The sequence below is a fragment of the Caulobacter sp. GW821-FHT12F03 genome (genome assembly GCF_058806855.1).
Map to the genome: position 1 here is coordinate 150,028 of NZ_JBXAQC010000002.1, position 19,538 is coordinate 169,565.

Here is a 19,538-nt window from a genome sequence, read left to right on the forward strand (position 1 = left end):
CCTTGGTTCACCCCGTCTACGCCGACCTGCCGACGACCATCTTCGAGGTGATGAGCGGTCTCGCCCGCGAAACCGGCGCGATCAACCTGGGCCAGGGCTTTCCCGACGAGCCGGGCCCCGAGGCCGTGCGCCGACGGGCGGCGGATGAGGCGCTGAACGGTTACAACCAGTATCCGCCGATGCGCGGCCTGCCCGAGCTGCGCCGGGCGGCGGCGGACCACTACGCGCGGTTCCAGGGCCTGGACCTCGACTGGCAGACCGAGGTCACCGTGACCTCGGGCGCCACCGAAGCGCTGGCGGCCGCCTTCCTCAGCCTCATCTCGCCTGGTGACGAGGTGGTGCTGTTCCAGCCGCTGTACGACGCCTACACGCCGATGGTCCGCCGGGCCGGCGGCGTGCCCCGTCTGGCCCGGCTGGAGCCGCCGCACTGGCGCATCACCCGGGAGATGCTCGACGCGGCCTTTACGCCGAAGACCCGCATGGTGGTGCTGAACAACCCGGTAAATCCGGCGGCGGTGATCTTCTCCGACGCCGAGCTGGCCCTGCTGGCGGAATACTGCGTGGCGCACGACGCGATCGCCGTCTGCGACGAGGTCTGGGAGCAGATCGTCTTCGACGGCCGGACGTTCCGCTCGATGATGAGCTTTCCGGGCATGCGCGAGCGGACGGTCAAGATCGGCTCGGCCGGCAAGATGTTCGCCCTGACCGGCTGGAAGGTCGGCTTCCTCTGCGCCGCGCCTGCCCTGACGAAGGGGCTGGCCGGGGCGCATCAGTTCCTCACCTTCACCACCCCGCCGCCGCTGCAGGCGGCCGTGGCCTGGGGGCTCGACCACTGCGCCGACTGGTTCGCGGCCATGCCGGGCGACCTGCAGCGATCGCGGGACCGGCTGGCGGCGGGCCTGACGCGCGAGGGGTTCACCGTCCTGCCGGCGGCCGGCACCTACTTTCTCAATGTCGACCTTGCCGCGTCAGGCGTGACCGAGGCCGACCGCGCCTTCTGCCTGAAGGCGGTGAGGGAGCACGGGGTCGCGGCCATTCCCGTCTCGGCCTTCTACGAGCAGGACGCCCCGACCCACATCCTGCGGCTCTGCTTCGCCAAGCGCGACGAGACCCTGGATGCGGGGATCGAGCGGCTGGCGGCGGCGCGGGCCGCCGCCGGGTAGAGCCGCGGTTGGAGATGGCGTGATCCGGCACGCCCCGGACCAGGTCCGGGGCTGCTCACCATGACGTCTACACTGCACGTCATCCTGAGCCGCCGCGACGCGGCGTGTCGAAGGACGCAGGAACGCCTAGATCGTCGCGCCGCCGTCGACCACCACGGCCTGGCCGGTCATGAAGGTGCCGGCCGCCGAGGCCAGGAACACCGCCGCGCCGGCGATCTCGTCCGGCTCGCCGATGCGGCGCAGCGGCACGGTCTCCGTAGAGCGCTTGAGCGTCTCGGGGTTGTCCCAAAGGGCCTTGGCGAAATCAGTCTTGATCAGGCCCGGCGCGATGCAGTTCACCCGGATGCCGTGCTTGCCGTACTCGTGGGCGAGGTTGCGGGCCAGCTGGAAGTCGGCCGCCTTGGAGATGTTGTAGGCGCCGATCACCGGGCTGCCGCGCAGGCCGCCGATCGAGGAGACGATGATCACCGCCCCGTCCTTCCGCTCGATCATCTCCGGGATGACCATGCTGATCAGCCAGTGGTTGGAGATGATGTTGTTGTCGAGGATCTTGCGGAACTGGTCGTCGGCGATGCCGGCCAGCGGGCCGTAGTAGGGGTTGGACGCGGCGTTGCAGACGACGATGTCGACCTTGCCGAACGCCTTGCGCGTTTCGTCGACCAGCCGCTGCAGGTCGTCCTTGGAGGAGATGTTGGCCGGAACGGCGATGGCCGTGCCCGCGCCGTAGGTGGCGTTGATCTCGGCGGCGACCTCGTCGCAGGGGCCGGCCTTGCGCGAGGAGATGGTCACCTTGGCGCCGTGCTGGGCCATGCGCTCGGCGATGGCCTTGCCGATGCCGCGCGAGCTGCCGGTGATGATCGCGACCTTGCCGGTCAGATCGAAAAGCGTGCCTTCGGCGGCCATGACGTCTCTCCCTTAAACGCTTGTTTGAAGTTGCCGGGCAACCTGAGGGGAAGCGGCCGCTGCGTCAAGCCAGCGAACGCCCCAGGGTCAGCAGCGTCTCCGACTGGATTTCCGGGATCGAACCGTCCGCACGGGGGCCGACGTTGACCAGCAGGTTGCCGCCGCCGGCGGTAACCTCCGCATACAGATCAATGAGCCCCTGGCCGGTCAGATAGTCGTCGGTCGCCTCGGCCGCGTTGTAGCCGAAGGCCAGCCCCAGCCCCCGCGTCGACTCCCACTTCTCGTCCACGATGTGGTCGCCGGAACCGTATTCGACGGTGCGGAAGTCGCAGTGCGGCGGCGCCGATCCGCCGCCGCCATGGACGCCGTTCTCGGCGATGCGCGCCTTGATGAAGGCGTTGAAGGCGTCGCAGGCGGCGGGGTCGCGCAGGCTCTCGAACATGCCCGCGTTCCCCATCCAGCGGTCATTGATCACACCGTCGGGCACGACCGCGTAGTAGTGGGCGAAAAGGTCCGGCAGGTCCTCGGCGTTGGGCCAGCCGATGTCATTCCACAGCACCGACGGCTTGTAGCGGTCGATCAGCTCGCGCACCTGGGCCACGGCGTAGTCGCGATAGGTCTGGTCGGTCGGGATGCCGGCGAACAGCTCGCCCATGTTGCGGATCAGCCGGGGATGGGCGGTCCAGTCGAGGCCGCCGGAATAGTACAGCCCGAAGCGCATGCCGCGCGCCCGCACGGCCTCGGCCAGCTCGCCGATGAAGTCGCGCTTCGAGTTCCAGCCGGGCCGCCAGGGATTTTCGACCGCCGTCGGCCACAGGCAGTAGCCGTCATGATGCTTGGTGACGAACACCACGTATTTCGCGCCCGCCGCCTTGAACAGGTCAGCCCAGACGTTGGCGTCGAACGCCTCGGAGGCCTTCTCGAACGGCTCGCGGAAGGCGGTGTAGGGCGCGTCGCCCCAGTGCTCGCGATGATGCTTGCTGGTCGGGCTGTCGGGATCGCGCAGGGCGTTCTCGTACCACTCCGCATACGGCCCCTGGACGAAGGCGTCGTCATAGGCCGTCTCGAACAGCTCGGTGATCGACTTGCCCGGCGGGGCGAAGGCCGGAATGGCGAACATGCCCCAGTGGATGAATATGCCCAGCTGCGGCTCGGCGTACCACGCTGGGCATTCGCGCCCCGCGAACTGGCTGAAATCGGCCATCAATCCCTCCCCTGTTTCCGTCCCGCGCCCGTCTTGTCGCGGGCCCTGCGCTATCGGTAGCGCGTTGCCCTAAGGGGACAGAACCGAAAAAACGCGCGTCAGGGTCGTGGCCCCCCTCCGGGCGTCACCCGCACTTCGGCCAGCCGCCCATGTCCAGATGGAAGTGGTCGTGGTGCTCGACGTTGTAGTCGGGACTGAGCGTGGTCAGGAAAATGCGGCAGCCGCCGTCGCGCACCCGGTGCAGGAAGCGGCCTTTCGGACCGGGGTCGGCCCAGTCGCGCGCGACGGAGATCACCGTGCCGTCGGCCAGCCGGAAGTCGGCCACGTCGATGGCGTTGGCCGTGGCGTGCTCGCTGATCGGGCCCTCGGCCTTTCCGTATTGCCGGCGGCAGGCGTAGCTGCCGTAGTGGTCGATGCCGACCACGGCCTGGCCCAGCTCGTCGAACGCCGCCGTCTGGACCACCTGGCGTTCCCAGATGCTGAAGGCCAGCGCCTCCTTGCAGGTCATCTTGGCGTCGGTCGGCGACAGGGGCGCGAGGCCGGAGGTCAACCGCACGGTGTCGGTCAGGCCGCACTGGCCGGTCGTCGGCGCGACCTCCGTGTAGTCGACGCCGCCCTGGGCGAGGATGGCGCGGCAGGCGGCCGGATCCTCGCCGGCGCGGGCGGCCTTGATCTTCGTCGCCGCACCGATCGGGTCGATGATCGCCAGCGTCTTCCACGGCAGGTGCTCACGCGGCACGGCGCGGTCGGCCACCAGGGTCATCAGCCCGACCAGGCCCCAGAGCAGCACGAATCCGACCACCCGCGCCGCCAGGGTCTGGCGGCGGGCGCGTTTCTCGATGTGGGGCCGGCGGGCCTGGGGAGCGCGATAGGTCGCCATGGGACTATGGTGAACGAGCTTCGCCTGCGCCTGCGTCGGGAAAATGACAGCAGGGGCGATAGCATGATTGGCGCCTGCGAAACGAGCATGCGCGGGGAGACGGGACAGACGCCTGGGGTGTCTGTCCCTGGCCGCTACCGACCCAGCGAATCCACGACCACGCTGCCGGCGGGCGGGTCGATGTCGGTGCGGGTGGTCTCGGTCAGCCGGGCCATGGTCATGTAGAAGCCGCAGGTCAGGATGATCTCGACGATCTCCTTGGGGCTGAAGTGCTTCTGCGCCTCGGCCAGCGAGGCCTCGCTGGCCTTGACCTTCTCGATCACCTCGGCGGCGAAGGCGACGAGAGCCTTTTCCCTGGCGTTGAACGCGGGGTCATCGAGCCGGCGCGCCTTCAGGGCGTCGATCTGGGCCTGGGTGCAGCCGCACTTCAGCCCGATCGGCACATGCTGGTTCCACTCGTACTCGCCGCCCTCGAGCTCGGCGACCAGCAGGATGACCAGCTCGCGCAGGTCGGCGCCGAGGTCCTGCTTGCTGAGGATCGCGCCGCCGAAGCGCAGCGCCGGCTCCATCAGCGTGTCGGCGTTGGCCAGCATGCGGAAGATGTTCAGCTTGGCGGCGAGCTTGTCCCAGTAGTCCTTCGCCTTGAGCGGCAGGGCGTCGATGTCGGCGAAGGGCACGAGGGCCATGGCGCGTTTCCTTGTTCTGTCGTTACCCCATTTTCGCGCGGTCGCGCCGGCGACGCCAGCACCCTTGGCGCGGCGACCGGATGCGTCCATCAAGGCGCGACCATGACCAACCGAAGCGACAAGACCCAGGGCGCCGGCTGGCGCGACCTGATGGCGCCCGGGCTGGCGGCGCGGTTCGCCTTCCTGTGCCTCGGCATCTGGCTGAACGCGGCCGATGCGCTGGTGACCGTCACCCTGACGCCGACCATCGCGAAGGAGATCGGCGGCTTCCAGTATTTCGGCTGGTCGGTGGCGGCCTTCCTGCTGGCCTCGATCATCGCCGGGGCCGTATCCGGCCGGGTGTCGATGACGCTGGGGCTGAGGCCCGCCACGGCGCTGGCGGGCGCCGCCTACGCCCTCGGCTGCGCGGTCAGCGCGCTGGCCCCCGACTTCCTGGTGTTCGTCGCCGGACGGCTGATCCAGGGACTCGGCGCGGGCGCGGTGGTCGCCCTCTGCTACGTCGCCATCAACGCCCTGTTTCCCGAGAAGCTGTGGGTGCGGGTCTATGGCGCCATCGCCGGCGTCTGGGGCGTGGCGACCCTGCTCGGCCCCCTGATCGGCGGACTGTTCGCGGAGGACGGCGCCTGGCGCGGGGCCTTCTGGTTCTTCGGCGTCCAGGGCCTGGTCTTCGTCGTCGCCACCTTCCTGCTGGTGAGGAAATCCGCCCCCGCGCCCCGGGCGACGACCCGCGTGCCGGTGGCGCAGCTCGTGGTCCTGACCCTGGGGGTGACGCTGATCGCGGCCGCCGGCGTGGTCGGGGCGCTGTGGCAGGCCGCCGGACTCGGCGCAGCGGGCCTGGCCAGCCTGGCGTTGCTGCTGCGCCTCGACGCGAAGGCCGGCGGCGTGCTGCTGCCGCTGTCGGCGGGCGACCTGAGCCGCGCGGCCGGGGCCGGCTATCTGATGATCTTCGCGCTGGAGGTCGGAACCATCGCCTTCACCGTCTACGGCCCGGCCTTCGTCCAGGTGATCCACGGCGCCTCGCCGCTGGTCGCCGGCTATGTCGTCACCGCCATCGCCGCCGGCTGGACCGTCGTGGCCATGCTCGCGGCCGGGATCCAGAACCGCGACGGCCTGATGATCCGGCTGGGCGCCGCCCTCGTGGTCACGGGGACCGCCTGGGCCGCCTGGGCCGTGCCACGCGGGTCACTGCCGGGCATGATCGCCGCCCTGACCGTCATGGGCGCGGGCTTCGGCGCCAGCTGGGCCTTCGTCGCCAAGCGCATCGTCGCCAGCCTGCCGGTGGACGAGCAGCCGCTGGGCTCGTCAGCGGTCCCGACCGCCCAGCTGATCGGCGGAGCCTTCGGGGCGGCAGCCTCCAGCGCCGTGGCCAACGCCCTGGGCTTCGCCGGCGGCATTGACCCTACGGTCGGCGTGGCCAACGGCGTCTGGCTGTTCGCGGCCTTCCTGCCGGTGTCGATCATCGGCGGGCTGGCCGCCTGGCGGCTGGGGGGCCTGACGCCGGCGCAGGACTGACCGCAGCACGCCCCCCGTCAGGCCGACCGCCAGCAAGACCCAGACCCCGCCGGGCGTTCGCACGGCCCAGACGATCCCCGCAACGGCCGCCGCGAGCATGGCGGACAGCACGATCCAGCCGAGCGCCGTCAGCCTGTGGTCCGGTCGGCGCAGGCGCTCAGCGAAGCTCATGGGATGAGGCTAACCCGGCCCCGGCGGGATGTCAGGCCGCGGCGGCGATCAGGACGACGATCATGCCCAGCAGGAAGGAGCCCAGGGCCACGGCCCCGGCCGCGCGAACCATGCCGTCCACGCCGGAAAACAGGGCCGCCAGGCCGAACGCGGGGGCGGTGTCGGCGGAATGGATCCGGAAAGCGCTGGTATCGGACATGGTAAATTCCTTTCGGGGCGCCTCCCTAAAGGCCTCCGTCCGGAATGGCCACCCCTCCGGCGCCCCAAATTGAGGTATTGCGCCGGCGGTCTAGGCCGGCGTCAGGGCGGCGTCCTCGACCACCTTGACCACGTCGGCCATGATCTGGGTGAGCTTGAAATCCTTGGGCGTGTAGACCCGCCGCACGCCCATCTGTTTCAGGATCAGGGCGTCGTCGGGCGGGATGATGCCGCCGACCACGACCGGGATGTGGCCCAGCCCCTCGACGCGCATGACCCGCACGACCTCCTGCACCAGGTCGAGGTGTGACCCCGACAGGATCGACAGGCCGACGACATGGGCCTTTGTCTCCTTCGCCCGGCGGACGATCTCGTCCGGCGTGGAGCGGATGCCGTCGTAGTGCACCTCCATGCCGACCGCGCGGGCGCGCGTGGCGATCTGTTCGGCGCCGTTGGAGTGGCCGTCGAGGCCGGGCTTGCCGATCAGATAGGTCAGGGTGCGGCCGAGCAGTTCGGAGACGCGCTCGACGTCCTTCCTGACCGCCTCGATGTCCTCGGCGTCCTCGCCGGACGCGACGACCACGGCGACGCCGGTCGGGCCGCGGTATTCGCCGAACACCTCGCGCAGGGCGAAGGACCACTCGCCGGTGGTCACGCCGGCCTTCGCCGCGACGATCGAGGGCTCCATGATGTTGCGGCCGTCGCGGGCGGCGGCCTTCAGGTCGGCGAGAGCGGCCTCGACGGCGGCGTGATCCCGCGATGCGCGCCAGGCCTTGAGCCGCTCGACCACGCCCGCTTCCAGCTTCGGATCGACGGTCTCGATCGAGCCCTCGCCGGCCGACAGGGGCGATTGCTCCGTGTCCGTCCAGCGGTTGACGCCGACCACGGTCATGCCGCCGGTCTCGACGGCCCGCACGCGCGCGGCGTTGGACCCGACCAGCTCGCTCTTCATGTAGCCGATGGCCGCGGCGGCGCCGCCGATGGCGTCGATCTTCGCCAGCTCAGCCAGGGCGCCGGCCTTCAGCTCGGCGACCTTGGCCTCGACCACATGGCTGCCGGCGAACAGGTCCTCGTATTCCAGCAGGTCGGTCTCATAGGCCAGCACCTGCTGCATGCGCAGGGACCACTGCTGATCCCACGGCCGCGGCAGGCCGAGCGCCTCGTTCCACGCCGGCAGTTGCAGCGCGCGGCAACGGGCGTCCTTGCTCAGCGTGACCGCCAGGGCCTCGATGAGGATGCGGTAGGGGTTGTTCTCCGGCTGCTGCTCGGTCAGGCCCAGGCTGTTGACCTGCACCCCGTAGCGGAAGCGGCGGGCCTTGGCGTCCTGCACGCCGTAGCGGTCCTTGAGGATCTCGTCCCACAGGGCCGTGAACGCGCGCATCTTGCACAGTTCGGTGACGAACCGGACGCCGGCGTTAACGAAGAAACTGATCCGGGAGCAGACGATCTCGAAATCCTCGTCGGGGACCTGGCCACCGGCCTTGACCGTGTCGAGCACCGAGATGGCCGTGGCCAGGGCGTAGGCCAGCTCCTGCTCCGGTGTCGCCCCGGCCTCCTGCAGATGGTAGCTGCAGACGTTCATCGGGTTCCACTTTGGCACTTCGCGGTAGCACCAGGCGATCATGTCGCCTATCAGCCTGAGGCTCGGCTCCGGCGGGAAGATGTAGGTCCCGCGGCTGAGATATTCCTTGATCAGATCATTCTGCGTCGTGCCCTGCAGCGCCGAGCGCGGCGCGCCCTGCTCGTCGGCCAGCGCGACGTACATCGCCAGCAGCCAGGCGGCCGGGGCGTTGATCGTCATCGAGGTGTTCATCTTGTCGAGCGGGATGCCGTCGAACAGCAGCCGCATGTCGCCCAGATGCCCGACCGGCACCCCGACCTTGCCCACCTCGCCCCGCGCCAGGATGTGGTCGGCGTCGTAGCCGGTCTGGGTCGGCAGGTCGAACGCCACCGACAGCCCGGTCTGGCCGGCCGCCAGGTTGCGCCGGTACAGGGCGTTGGATTTCTCGGCCGTGGAGTGGCCCGCATAGGTGCGGAATATCCACGGAGCGTCGGGGGCGTGCTGGAAAGGCTTCTGGGTCATGGCGGCGGATCATGGCGATCCGCCTGCTGCGGTGCAACATTTTTGCGCGACGAATGTGACGCAGGCCGCCGCGCGCAAGATTCGTGCTTAGGGGGCCGCCTTGATCCGCCGGTACTCGGCCTCGCTCAGCCGCCAGCCGACGCGGCTGGTGATGAAAATGTCCAGGTCATCGAGCGGCTGCACAGGGCCGGCGCGGCCGAACGCCTTGTAGACCCTGGCCTGGGCCTTGGCGCGTTTGTCGAGATAGTCGGGCGTACGCTTGTCGGCCGCGGGCATCAGCCAGAAATAGGGCAGGTCCTTTTCCGGAATCGCGTCGACGGCCGCCTCCAGGGTCGCTGCCGGCCATTTCGCGGCCAGCCGGCGTTCGGTCCACAGCGAGGCCTCGTAGTAGGTCACCGCCTTGGTCGCCACGCCGTCCGCCTCCTCGCCGAGGCCGCAACGCGAGAAGGCCAGGGTCCAGTCTTCCTCGCTGTACTGCCGCCGCAGCCGGTCGAAGGCGGGAAAGTCCGGCGCGGTCAGCACCTGTTCCTTGGAGGGCGGCAACGCCCCCCACAGGCAGGGTGAGACGGTCGCCTCCGGCTTGCCGCCACCGATCAGGGGCAGGCTCACGGCGAGCAGAAGGGCGAGAGCGGGCATCGACTTTAGGCGTCTCCTGATCGTCCGGAACCGGCATGTTGCCCCGGTCGCGGCGGCGACTTCAAGGCGGGCTCACGACCGCGAAAAGACCGCCGGGCGCTTTTCGAGGAACGAGGCCACCGCCTCGCGGTGATCGCCGCTCGCGGCCAGGGCGGCCAGCGCCGCGTCCATCCGCGCCACGCGCTCGTCCGGGGCCATGCCGGCGAACCGCTTGGCCGCCTCGACCGCCAGCGGCGGGCGGCTGGCGATGTGGCTGGCGAGGGCGAGGGCCTCGTCCAGCAGACGGTCGGCCGGCCAGACGGCCGTCACCAGCCCTGTCCGCAGCGCCGTCGCCGCGTCGACCGGCAGCCCGGTCAGCAGCATCGCCTTGGCCGGTCCCACGCCGATCAGCGTCGGCAGCCGGCCCGCAGAGGCCATCAGTCCGACATTGACGCCCGAGGCGGTAAAGGTCGCGCCCTCGGCCGCCAGCCGGATGTCGCACGACAGGGCCAGGTCCAGCCCGCCGCCCAGCGCCCCGCCGTTGACCGCCGCGATGACCGGCATCCGCAGCCCCTCGATGCGGCCCATCAGCGCATTGAAGTCGCTGATCGGCGACAGGTCGTCCGCCGCCCGGTCGGCCAGCTCGCGCAGGTCGTTGCCGGCGCAGAACAGCCTGCCCCGCCCGGTCAGGACGAGGCAGCGCACGGCGGGGTCGGCCTCGAGGGCGTCGAGCCCCTCGCCCAGCCGGCGGCGCATGGCCGCGCCCAGCGCGTTGGTCGGCGGCAGGTCGAGTTCGATCAGCGCGACATGGTGCGCCGGCCGGCTGAAATGAATGGTCATGGCGATGCGGCCCTCCCTTGCGGCAGCCCTAGCACCCCGGAAGGGGACACGACCATGTTGCGCCGCACAAGAATCCGCTTGCCAGTTTCATTCGGTTGTCACACGATCCTTCCCCTACGGGCGGTGAACGGCGGTGTCTCAGGGCAAAGCTTTGCGCCGAACCATTATAAATTGACGGATCACGGGCCGGTTTTCGTCGGGCGGCCCGATGCTCCGCGAAACGCCGGAACACTACCCGGCGCTACTGCATTGCAACAGAAACGCGCCCCCAAGAACGCTCAACGGACCTGCAGATGACCACCGCCACGCTTGAGAAGACGCCCGTGAAGGACCTGTACGAGATCGGCGAGATCCCGCCGCCGTTCCACGTCCCGAAAAACATGTACGCCTGGACCATCCGCAAGGAGCGCCACGGGCGCCCGGCGACGGCCATGCAGGTCGAGGTGGTGCCCACCTGGGAGATCGGCGAGGACGAGGTGCTCGTGCTCGTGATGGCCGCGGGCGTGAACTACAACGGCGTCTGGGCCGCGCTCGGCGAGCCGATCAGCCCGCTCGACGGTCACAAGCATCCCTACCATATCGCCGGCTCCGACGCGTCGGGCATCGTCTGGGCCGTCGGCTCCAAGGTGAAGCGCTGGAAGGTCGGCGACGAGGTGGTCATCCACTGTAACCAGGACGACGGCGACGACGAGGAGTGCAACGGCGGCGACCCAATGTTCTCGCCCAGCCAGCGCATCTGGGGCTACGAGACGCCGGACGGCAGCTTCGCCCAGTTCGCCCGGGTGCAGTCGCGCCAGCTGCTGCAGCGCCCGCGTCACCTGACCTGGGAAGAGAGCGCCTGCTACACCCTGACGCTCGCCACCGCCTACCGCATGCTGTTCGGCCACAAGCCGCATGAGCTGAAGCCCGGCCAGAACGTGCTGGTCTGGGGCGCCTCGGGGGGTCTGGGCGTATTCGCCGTGCAACTGGCCGCCGTGGCCGGGGCCAACGCCATCGGCGTGGTCAGCTCCGACGACAAGGTCGACTTCGTGCTCAGCCAGGGCGCCAAGGCCGTGCTGAACCGCAAGGAGTTCAACTGCTGGGGCCAGCTGCCGACGGTCAACGGCCCCGAGTTCAGCGACTACATGAAAGAGACCCGCAAGTTCGGGAAGGCCGTGTGGCAGATCACCGGCAACAAGGACGTCGACATGGTGTTCGAACACCCCGGCGAGTCGACCTTCCCGGTCTCGGTGTTCCTGGTGAAGCGCGGCGGCATGGTCGCCATCTGCGCCGGCACCAGCGGCTACAACCTGACCATGGACGCCCGCTTCCTGTGGATGCGCCAGAAGCGCGTCCAGGGCAGCCACTTCGCCAACCTGATGCAGGCGAGCGCGGCCAACCAGCTGGTGATCAACCGCCAGGTCGACCCCTGCCTGTCCGAAGTGTTCCGCTGGGAAGACATCCCGGCCGCGCACGAGAAGATGCTCGATAACCAGCACCTGCCCGGCAACATGGGCGTCCTCGTCTGCGCCCAGCGCCCCGGCCTGCGCACCTTCGAGGAGGTCCAGGAGATCTCGGCGGAGATGGGGGCCTAGGCCGTCGGGACAGACGCCGAAGGGCGTCTGTCCCTGATGCGACACGCTTCAGGCGGCGGCTCTCGCGAGGGGGCCGCCGTTGTTGCGTTTGGGAACCCCGAGGTGCGCGCCGTCTGGCTACCGGAGCAAACTCTAAACGTCGGGGCCCACCAATTTGGAAAATACATGGAAAATTATCGCCAACGCCCAATGGCGGCTGCCACATTCATTTTCCATGAAATTGTGATTGACAATCGACGGTTTTCCACTCTCTATGCAGCCATTCTTTGTTGCATATTTGAGGGATATTTTCATGACAAACGTAAGCGCCCCTGGAAAAGTTGGGATCCGGAACTTTCTTCGGCGAAGAGCCATCCAGGAATTGGAGAAGCAAGGATACAAGGTCGAACGAATTCCTCGTGCAGGTAAGGGAAGCCTTCGAAAGATCACGAAGAATGGAATTTCCCAGAACGTGACGATCCGCACATCTCAAGACACGTGGATCGCTTTCCCTCGCAATGCCGGCGATACTGGTTGGTCCACCTTGGAGGACGCGGACCTCGTCCTTGCCGCGTCGCTCGATGAAAAGGGAGGGAGCTACGCCAACTTCCACCTAATGGGCGCGGATGACATTCGCGCTCGGTTCGATCGGGCGCGCGAGGCCCGCTTGAAGGCCAACCACGTAATGCCAGCTGAGCGTGGCATCTGGATTTCGCTATACAATCAGGAAGCTGATGAGCCGGTGTCGATGGTCGGTGCCGGTGCCGGTCTCAAGTGGCCTGCATTTGCGAAAGACGTGCCCGTTCTTCTCGACCATCAGATCGATGCCACAGCGACCGAAAATGAGGATAACGACGAGCCACCAGCGCCGATTTTAGTGGCTGGTGCGCCCGACGACGCGCCCTTGACCATCCCCGAGGCCAAGCGCCGCTTGGCACTAACTTTCGGGGTGGACCCCGATGCGATCAAAATCATCGTTGAAGGCTAACCGGTAGTCATTGGCGATGTGGGGCTGGGCGGAAATTTTGGCCGCTCAGCCCTCTTTTCTATTTGCTTCGCTTACAGCACACCCCGCCCTTCTGCCTTGGCGGAGCATTGCGCGGGCGGGCGTCTTGCTCAAGGACCGGCTTCGCGGCGGCGCAGCGGCGGCCCGCAGGGCCGTCCTTGACCAAGCGACCGCTCGCGCTCCTATTCCATCAAGGCTTTGGGGCGGGTGTCATCAGGCCTCCCCACCCCTTTTTCCCGCTCATCCTCGCGGAAGCGAGGACCCAGGTTTGCGGCCGGTGCACTCACGGTCGGGGCTGTTGTTCAGCACATCTCCGGATGGAGGCCTCGTCATCCGGGATCGGCTTCCCGATGCGTTGGATCGTCCCGGCTCTGCGCCAGACATCCCTTGAGGTGAGTGCACCTGCGGTAAACCTGGGTCCTCGCTTCCGCGAGGATGAGCGGAGCTGGTGGGCGCGGGGAGATTACTCCGCCCGCCTCCCCACCACCGTCAGCAGCATCGCCGCCGCGCCGGCCAGCAGCACGATCGGCACGGTGGACAGCACCACCTGCCCCGGGCTGGCCCCGCCGCCGAGCAGCTGGCCCGCCAGCACGGGTCCCATCGCCGAGCCGAACCGGCCGGCCGCGATGGCCGCGCCGACGCCGGTCCCGCGCACGGCCGGGCCGTAGTAGCCGGGGCCGACGCCATAGAGGCCGAACTGCGCGGCCATGATCAGGAAGCCCGCTCCGAACGCCAGCGCCGCCGTCGCCGGCAGGCCCGCGCCCGGCGCGGCCAGGGCGAACAGCGTGGCGACCAGTCCAGCGACCGCCGCCGCCAGGGGCCAGCGCGCGCCCAGCCGGTCGATGGTCAGTCCGACCAGCACCCCGCCCGCCGCGCCGCCGAGGTTGAACAGGGTCGAGATGCCGGCCGCCGCCCGGCCCTCGACGCCGCGCGCCACCAGCAGGCTGGGCAGCCAGTTGAGGAACAGGTGCAGCACCAGGGCGATGGCCGCGTAGGAGACCCACAGGCTCAGGGTTGTCGCGAGCCGGTCCTTGCCGAACAGGGCCGCCAGACTGGCGCCCTTCACCGGCGCGGCCGGCCGGCCGCCCGTCTCCGGCAGGCCGAGCCACAGGGCCAGCGCCAGCAGCAGGGGCGCGGCGCCGCCGACGAGGAAGATCACCCGCCAGTCGCCGGCCGCCAGCTCCGTTCGCGCCAGCAGCCCGACCAGCGCCCCGCCCAGCGGCATGCCGGCCGTGACGGTCGAGACGACCACCGTGCGCCGCCCCTCGCTGGCCAGTTCCGAGGCCATGGCGATCAGCATCGGCATGGCCCCGCCGAGGCCGAGGCCGGTGAGGAAGCGCACGGCCAGCAGCGGCGCGTAGGCGTGGGTCATGGCCGTTCCGAGCGAGAACAGGCCAAACAGCGTCACGGCCGTCAGCAGCACCGGCTTGCGCCCGACGCGGTCCGACAGCGGCCCGGCGACGGCGGCCCCGAACAGCAGGCCCAGCAGGCTGGCGCTGAAGGCCCAGCCGGCCTCCGGCTTCGACAGGCCGAGCGCCGGCATCATCTTCGGCGCGGCCACGCCCATCGAGGCGATATCGAACCCCTCGAGCATCGCCGCCAGCAGGCACAGGGCCAGCGCGATCAACGCCGGTCGGCCGGTCAGTCGGGTCGTGGTCATGGCGCGCCCCCGGAGCGTGACAGACAGCGAGCCTGACCCAGAATCAGGCCGGCGCGAAGCGTTCCTGCAGCTGGCGCGCGAGCAGGCGCGGCGCGCTGCGGTCATCGGGCATCATGACGTTGGCGGCGGTCACGATGGCGACGCCGCGCTTCGGCGCGACCAGGGCCAGCATGTGCCACATGGTGTTTGATCCCTCATGCGCCAGCCGCGGCCCGCGAGCCCAGGGCTGTCCGTCGGTAACGCCCCAACCCAGGGCGTAGGCCCCGCCGGGCGGCGGCGTGGTCAGGTGGGCGACCGTCGCGGGCGTCAGCAGGTCCCCGCCGTCGGTCAGGAACAGGCGGATGAACTTCGCATAGTCGGTCAGGGTCATGTGGGCGGTTCCGGCCGGACCCAGCGTCGGCGGATTGTCGGCCGTGCCCTTCGGATCCACCGGAATCAGACCGCCCACGCCCATCGGCAGCCGGCGATGACCCCAGGGCTGGTCGCCCTTCGGCGCGCCGAAACCCGCGCTGGTCAGGCCCAGCGGCTTGAACAGGCGGTCGGTGATGGCGACCTCCCAGCTGGTCCGGGTGATCCGCTCGATGGCCGCGCCGGCGAGGATAAAGTTGAGGTTGGCGTACTGGAACTGACCCGGTTTGCCTGCCGGCGGGGCGGCCAGAACCTTGGCGGCCAGCGCCGTGCGCTGCTCGGTCACCGGATTGGTCGCGCCCTGGGCGGCGATCAGCCAGGTCACGTCGATGGCGCCCTTGTCCGTCGCGCCGGCTGTGTGGCTCATCAAATGCTCGATGGTCGTGGTCGACCAGGCGGGGTCCAGCGTCAGGTCCGGGAACAGCGCCGGCAGTGTCGCGCCCCAGCGCGCCAGGCCCGCGTCCACCAGCCGGCCGTAGAGCGCGGCGGTCATGGCCTTGGTGTTCGAGCCCAGATGCCAGAGGTCGTTCTTCGTCACCCGCTCGTCGCCGCCCGCGCGCCGTACCCCGGCGACCTCGAGAAATGGCAGGCCGTCGGGTGTCACGACCGCCCCGGCGAGGGCCGGCACGCCGGTTTCGTCGACCAGCCGCTGCAGCGAGCCCGCCGGAGCCGACGACTCGGCTCGTGCGCAGCCGGCGGCGGCGATCACCGGAATGGCGGCCAGAAACTCGCGGCGGAGAAGGGTCATCGGTCTGCCCGGCGTCATCGGAAGAGGCCCATCGTGCAAGGATCGTCGACAACGGCAAGTGACCATTCCGCAACCTTGGCGTCGCCCCGGCCATGCGCCGGCATACGTTCGCCGCGGACGAGGAAAGTGGGTTGGCGGGATGACGGGCCCGCCTCTACTGTCTGCGCCGACACGATCGGGGAGGATCGCATGAAGACCTGGGCGAAAATGGCGCTGACGAGCGTCGGCGTGGTGGCGCTGCTGGGCGGGGTGGTCGCGTACCGCACCGCGACGTTCAAACCGGCGACCCAGGTCGATCCGAACGCCGTACAGGTCGCCGCCGTCACGCCGGTCGACCAGGCCACGGCCGCCCTGCATCTGTCGCAGTCGATCCAGATCCTGACGGTCAGTCACCAGAACAAGGCCGAGAACGACTGGGCCCAGTGGGACAAGCTCCACGCCTGGCTGGCCGCCACCTATCCCGCCGCCCACGCGGCCATGACCCGCGAAATCCTGCCCAACAAGGCGCTGGTCTACACCTGGCAGGGGTCGGACCCGAGCCTCGCGCCGATCATCCTGATGGCGCACCAGGACGTGGTGCCGGTGACCGCCGGGACGGAAGGCGACTGGAAGCACCCGCCCTTCGCCGGCGAGATCGCCGACGGCGCCGTCTGGGGCCGCGGCTCGATCGACGACAAGGGCACCCTGGTGATGATGTTCGAGGCCGCCGACGCGCTGGCCGCCAAGGGCTTCAAGCCGAAGCGCACGGTGATCTTCGTCAGCGGTCAGGACGAGGAGGCCGGCGGTTCGGGCGCCCGCGCCGCCGCCGCCCTGCTGAAGAGCCGCGGCGTGAAGGCGCTGCTGGTCCTCGACGAGGGCATGGCCGTGGTGAAGGACTTCCCGATGGTGGGTCGCCCGGTGGCCGTGGTCGGCGTCGCCGAGAAGGGCTACGCCACCCTGAAGATCGTCGCGCCCGCGTCCGGCGGCCACTCCTCGGCCCCGCCGAAGGAGACCGGCGTCGAGACCCTGGCCAAGGCGGTGCTGGCCGTCACCTCCCACCCCTTCCCGATGAAGTTCAAGGGACCGGGAGCCGACATGATCCGGGCCATCGCTCCCTATGCCGGCGGGATCGTCAAGGTCGCGGCGGCCAACGACTGGCTGTTCGGCCCCGTGCTGGTCAACACCCTGGCCAAGAGCCCGGCCAGCGCCGCGACCCTGCACACGACCATCGCGCCGACCATGCTCCAGGGCAGTCCGAAGGAGAACGTGCTGCCGCAGGACGCCACGGCCTGGATCAACTACCGTATCGCGCCCGGCCAGACGGCGGCCGAGGTGATGGCCCGGGCGAAGGACGTGACCAGAGGCATGAATGTCCAGCTGTCCTGGGCCGGCGGCGTCGCGGCCGATCCCTCGCCGGTGTCCTCGACCACGTCGCCGGGCTGGACGCTGCTGGCGGCGCTGGCCTCGGAGAAGGGCCAGGTCCCCGTCGCCCCGGGCCTGGTCACCGCCGGCACCGACAGCCGCTACATGAGCGACGTCTCCAGCGACATCTACCGGTTCTCGCCGATCCACGCCTCGCTGAACGAGTTCGGCATGATCCACGGCACCAACGAGCACATGACGCTCGAGAACATCACCCGGATGACCGACTTCTTCACCAGCCTGATCGCGACGGCGGCGGGTTAGAGCTTGCGTGGTTCGAGACGCTCGCCTGAAGCTCGCTCCTCACCATGACGGGCCTGGGTGTTCGTCATCCTGAGGAGCGGACCCTCAGGTCCGCGTCTCGAAGGACGCACTCCGCGCGGAATTGATGCGGCTCAATGCATAGCGCCGCCATACCGACTGCCCTTGCAGGCCACCTTCTCCCGCAAGGGGAGACGGGTTAGAGAAAAGCCATGCCCGACGACGCCTCGAAACCTGCCGCCCGCGCCAAGGCCGCGCCGATGAAGTTCGGCGAGGGCTGGCTGCGCGACTGCTGGTACTTCGCCTGCCAGAGCGGCGACCTGAAGCCCGGCAAGCTGCAACGCTACGAGCTGCTCGGCGAGCCGGTGCTGCTGGGCCGTCGCCGCGACGGGGCGGTCTACGCCATCAAGGACATCTGCCCGCACCGCGCCGCGCCCCTGTCGGCCGGCAAGCTGGTCGCGGAAACGGGCGGGACCGAGAGCGTCGAGTGCCCCTACCACGGCTGGCGCTTCGGCACGGACGGCGGCTGCACCGCCATCCCCTCGCTGGTCGCGGGCCAGGACCTCGACATCAGCCGCATCCGCGTGCGGCGCTATCCGGCCGCCGAGAGCCAGGGGATGGTGTTCGTCTGGATGTCGTCCGACGCCCGCTTCGGCATGACGGCCGAAGGCGAACCGGACATGCCGCCGCCCGTCTTCCCCGGCGCGGTCGGCAGGCCGGCGATCGTCGACCACATGGATTTCGACACCCATATGGACCACGCGATCGTCGGGCTGATGGACCCGACGCACGCGCCCTATGTCCACGCCGCCTGGTGGGCCCGCTCCTCGAAGCGGATGAAGGACAAGGCCAAGGCCTTCGAGCCCTCGCCCGAAGGCTTCGTCATGACCCGCCACGCCACCAGCAAGGCCAACCGCATCTACGCCATCCTCGGCGGACAGCCGCAGACCGAGATCACCTTCCGGCTGCCCGGCTACCGCTGGGAGCATATCCAGGTCGGCCGGTTCCAGATGCTGGCCCTGACCTGCCTGACGCCGATCACCGAGACGAAGACGCGCCTGACCCAGCTGATCTGGTCCGACCACCCGGCGATGATGCTGCGCTGGCTGATCAAGCCGTTCGCGCGCGCCTTCATCCACCAGGACGGCGACATGGTGAACCTGCAGAACAAGGGTCTGCAGTACGATCCGTCGCTGCTGTGGATCGACGACGCCGACACCCAGGCCAAGTGGTACCAGCAGCTGAAGCGCGAATGGGTCGCGAGCCGCGCCGAGGGCCGGCCGTTCAACAACCCCGTCAAGCCGGTGACGCTGAAGTGGATCAGTTGAGCGACGCGCTCGCCGCGAGCCTGGAGCTGGTCGCCGACCGTTGCGGCGACCCCACGGCGCGCGTCTATGACCGGCTGTTCGCGCAGCAGCCGGAGATGCGCGCGCTGTTCGTCAACGACCACGCCGGCGCGGCGCGCGGCCATATGCTGCAGATGGTGCTCGAGACCCTGACCAACATGGCCGACGGCGCGGCCTGGCCAGCCAACATGATCCGCGCCGAGCGGGTCAACCACGACCAGATCGGCGTGCCGTTCGACGTGTTCGCCACCTTCTTCGCCGTAGTCCACGAGACCTTCCGAGAGGCGGGCGGCGAGGCCTGGACGCCCGAGATGGAAGCGGCCTGGACCGGCGTGCTGGCCCGCGCGGCGGCGGCCTGAGCCGATGACCTTCGCCCCACGCTTGCGCGCCGGTGACAGAACGCCCCGCTTGCCGTTACATCGGCGCATGCACAGGCGCGTCTTCGCCATCGCCGTTCTCAGCGCCTTCGCGCTGCCCGCCGTCGCTCCCGCCTCGGCGCAGGAACGTACGCCGCCCGAGCGGCAGACGCTGCTCGACCTCGCCTATACGCTCGGCGAAAGCCACGCCCTGCGGCAGGCCTGCGAGGGCGAGAGCGACCAGTTCTGGCGCGATCGCATGGTGCGGATGACCGAGACCGAAGCCGCCGACGCGGCGTTCGACGGGCGGCTGAAGCAGCAGTTCAACAGCGGGTTCGCCACCGGGCAGACGGAGTTTCCGACCTGCAGCCCGGCCAGCAAGCGCGCCGAGCAGGCCGTCGCCCGCAAGGGGCAGGCCCTGGCCAACCGGCTGAGCGCCGTCACCCGGGTCGTGCGTGGCCTGGGTTCCGACGCGCCGACGGGAGAATCGGATAGCGCCGGTCCGGATTCCATGGCGGGGACCCCCGCGCCGCGCTAGATTCGC

Annotated in this window: 18 protein-coding genes; 8 read left to right on the top strand and 10 right to left on the bottom strand. The window is 69.4% G+C overall.

The genetic code is table 11. The features are described 5' to 3' along the window. The first annotated feature begins 2 nt into the window (after nt 1–2). Entirely contained in the window at nt 3–1,163 is a 1,161-nt protein-coding gene (locus tag AC1RN0_RS06230; RefSeq protein WP_492786565.1) for an aminotransferase, read from the top strand. Between the two features lie 126 nt (nt 1,164–1,289). Here the strand turns inward: AC1RN0_RS06230 and AC1RN0_RS06235 are convergent, their stop codons facing one another. From AC1RN0_RS06235 to AC1RN0_RS06250, 4 genes are all read right to left on the bottom strand, one after another. Then, complete coding sequence (locus tag AC1RN0_RS06235) at nt 1,290–2,066, bottom strand: SDR family oxidoreductase (RefSeq protein ID WP_492786566.1); 777 nt, start codon at nt 2,064–2,066, stop codon at nt 1,290–1,292. 64 nt (nt 2,067–2,130) lie between these two features. Then, on the bottom strand, nt 2,131–3,270 hold the full coding sequence (locus AC1RN0_RS06240) for an alpha-L-fucosidase (RefSeq protein ID WP_492786567.1): 1,140 nt from the start codon (nt 3,268–3,270) through the stop codon (nt 2,131–2,133). Between the two features lie 124 nt (nt 3,271–3,394). Beyond that, on the bottom strand, nt 3,395–4,150 hold the full coding sequence (locus AC1RN0_RS06245; RefSeq protein ID WP_492786568.1) for an extensin-like domain-containing protein: 756 nt from the start codon (nt 4,148–4,150) through the stop codon (nt 3,395–3,397). 134 nt (nt 4,151–4,284) lie between these two features. Further along, a complete protein-coding gene (locus AC1RN0_RS06250) occupies nt 4,285–4,836 on the bottom strand; it encodes a carboxymuconolactone decarboxylase family protein (protein WP_492786569.1) in 552 nt (183 codons plus the stop codon). 102 nt (nt 4,837–4,938) lie between these two features. Here AC1RN0_RS06250 and AC1RN0_RS06255 point away from each other — a divergent pair, with 102 nt between their 5' ends. Further along, nucleotides 4,939–6,348: an MFS transporter gene (locus AC1RN0_RS06255; RefSeq protein ID WP_492786570.1), complete on the top strand. Its 1,410-nt coding sequence runs from the start codon at nt 4,939–4,941 to the stop codon at nt 6,346–6,348. Between the two features lie 202 nt (nt 6,349–6,550). On the opposite strand, the gene AC1RN0_RS06260 is transcribed toward AC1RN0_RS06255, so the two are convergent. The 4 genes from AC1RN0_RS06260 to AC1RN0_RS06275 form a co-directional block, all read right to left on the bottom strand. Then, complete coding sequence (locus AC1RN0_RS06260; protein WP_492786571.1) at nt 6,551–6,718, bottom strand: hypothetical protein; 168 nt, start codon at nt 6,716–6,718, stop codon at nt 6,551–6,553. A 90-nt stretch (nt 6,719–6,808) separates the two neighbouring features. After that, entirely contained in the window at nt 6,809–8,800 is a 1,992-nt protein-coding gene (locus tag AC1RN0_RS06265; protein ID WP_492786572.1) for a methylmalonyl-CoA mutase family protein, read from the bottom strand. Nucleotides 8,801–8,887: 87 nt separating this feature from the next. Next, nucleotides 8,888–9,436 carry a hypothetical protein gene (locus AC1RN0_RS06270; RefSeq protein WP_492786573.1) on the bottom strand — a complete coding sequence of 183 codons (549 nt, stop codon included), beginning with the start codon at nt 9,434–9,436 and terminating at the stop codon, nt 8,888–8,890. Nucleotides 9,437–9,508: 72 nt separating this feature from the next. After that, nucleotides 9,509–10,255 (bottom strand): enoyl-CoA hydratase/isomerase family protein, encoded by a 747-nt coding sequence (locus AC1RN0_RS06275; protein WP_492786574.1) that lies wholly within the window; start codon nt 10,253–10,255, stop codon nt 9,509–9,511. Between the two features lie 293 nt (nt 10,256–10,548). Between AC1RN0_RS06275 and ccrA the strand changes: the two genes are divergently transcribed. Then, a complete protein-coding gene (ccrA, locus tag AC1RN0_RS06280; RefSeq protein ID WP_492786575.1) occupies nt 10,549–11,829 on the top strand; it encodes a crotonyl-CoA carboxylase/reductase in 1,281 nt (426 codons plus the stop codon). Nucleotides 11,830–12,055: 226 nt separating this feature from the next. Beyond that, entirely contained in the window at nt 12,056–12,796 is a 741-nt protein-coding gene (locus AC1RN0_RS06285; protein WP_492786576.1) for a hypothetical protein, read from the top strand. Nucleotides 12,797–13,277: 481 nt separating this feature from the next. On the opposite strand, the gene AC1RN0_RS06290 is transcribed toward AC1RN0_RS06285, so the two are convergent. After that, nucleotides 13,278–14,474, bottom strand: coding sequence for an MFS transporter (locus AC1RN0_RS06290; protein WP_492786577.1), 1,197 nt, complete (start codon nt 14,472–14,474; stop codon nt 13,278–13,280). A gap of 43 nt (nt 14,475–14,517) precedes the next feature. Next, the gene (locus AC1RN0_RS06295; RefSeq protein WP_492786578.1) at nt 14,518–15,630 is read right to left on the bottom strand and encodes a serine hydrolase domain-containing protein; all 1,113 of its coding nucleotides are present in this window, start codon (nt 15,628–15,630) and stop codon (nt 14,518–14,520) included. 189 nt (nt 15,631–15,819) lie between these two features. Here AC1RN0_RS06295 and AC1RN0_RS06300 point away from each other — a divergent pair, with 189 nt between their 5' ends. From AC1RN0_RS06300 to AC1RN0_RS06315, 4 genes are all read left to right on the top strand, one after another. Continuing rightward, entirely contained in the window at nt 15,820–17,295 is a 1,476-nt protein-coding gene (locus AC1RN0_RS06300) for a M20 family peptidase (protein ID WP_492786579.1), read from the top strand. 209 nt (nt 17,296–17,504) lie between these two features. Further along, complete coding sequence (locus AC1RN0_RS06305; RefSeq protein WP_492786580.1) at nt 17,505–18,620, top strand: Rieske 2Fe-2S domain-containing protein; 1,116 nt, start codon at nt 17,505–17,507, stop codon at nt 18,618–18,620. Next, complete coding sequence (locus tag AC1RN0_RS06310; protein WP_492786581.1) at nt 18,617–18,997, top strand: globin domain-containing protein; 381 nt, start codon at nt 18,617–18,619, stop codon at nt 18,995–18,997. Before AC1RN0_RS06305 ends, AC1RN0_RS06310 begins: the two co-directional genes overlap by 4 nt. Nucleotides 18,998–19,064: 67 nt before the next feature. Beyond that, entirely contained in the window at nt 19,065–19,532 is a 468-nt protein-coding gene (locus AC1RN0_RS06315; protein WP_492786582.1) for a TIGR02301 family protein, read from the top strand. The last annotated feature ends 6 nt before the right edge of the window (nt 19,533–19,538 follow it).

Bases quoted from the DNA above. Each gene is read 5' to 3' on its own strand.
- AC1RN0_RS06235 (WP_492786566.1), bottom strand. From the start codon at position 2,066: ATGGCCGCCGAAGGCACGCTTTTCGATCTGACCGGCAAGGTCGCGATC.
- AC1RN0_RS06240 (WP_492786567.1), bottom strand. From the start codon at position 3,270: ATGGCCGATTTCAGCCAGTTCGCGGGGCGCGAATGCCCAGCGTGGTAC.
- AC1RN0_RS06245 (WP_492786568.1), bottom strand. From the start codon at position 4,150: ATGGCGACCTATCGCGCTCCCCAGGCCCGCCGGCCCCACATCGAGAAA.
- AC1RN0_RS06250 (WP_492786569.1), bottom strand. From the start codon at position 4,836: ATGGCCCTCGTGCCCTTCGCCGACATCGACGCCCTGCCGCTCAAGGCG.
- AC1RN0_RS06255 (WP_492786570.1), top strand. From the start codon at position 4,939: ATGACCAACCGAAGCGACAAGACCCAGGGCGCCGGCTGGCGCGACCTG.
- AC1RN0_RS06260 (WP_492786571.1), bottom strand. From the start codon at position 6,718: ATGTCCGATACCAGCGCTTTCCGGATCCATTCCGCCGACACCGCCCCC.
- AC1RN0_RS06265 (WP_492786572.1), bottom strand. From the start codon at position 8,800: ATGACCCAGAAGCCTTTCCAGCACGCCCCCGACGCTCCGTGGATATTC.
- AC1RN0_RS06270 (WP_492786573.1), bottom strand. From the start codon at position 9,436: ATGCCCGCTCTCGCCCTTCTGCTCGCCGTGAGCCTGCCCCTGATCGGT.
- AC1RN0_RS06275 (WP_492786574.1), bottom strand. From the start codon at position 10,255: ATGACCATTCATTTCAGCCGGCCGGCGCACCATGTCGCGCTGATCGAA.
- ccrA (WP_492786575.1), top strand. From the start codon at position 10,549: ATGACCACCGCCACGCTTGAGAAGACGCCCGTGAAGGACCTGTACGAG.
- AC1RN0_RS06290 (WP_492786577.1), bottom strand. From the start codon at position 14,474: ATGACCACGACCCGACTGACCGGCCGACCGGCGTTGATCGCGCTGGCC.
- AC1RN0_RS06295 (WP_492786578.1), bottom strand. From the start codon at position 15,630: ATGACCCTTCTCCGCCGCGAGTTTCTGGCCGCCATTCCGGTGATCGCC.
- AC1RN0_RS06300 (WP_492786579.1), top strand. From the start codon at position 15,820: ATGAAGACCTGGGCGAAAATGGCGCTGACGAGCGTCGGCGTGGTGGCG.
- AC1RN0_RS06305 (WP_492786580.1), top strand. From the start codon at position 17,505: ATGCCCGACGACGCCTCGAAACCTGCCGCCCGCGCCAAGGCCGCGCCG.
- AC1RN0_RS06315 (WP_492786582.1), top strand. From the start codon at position 19,065: ATGCACAGGCGCGTCTTCGCCATCGCCGTTCTCAGCGCCTTCGCGCTG.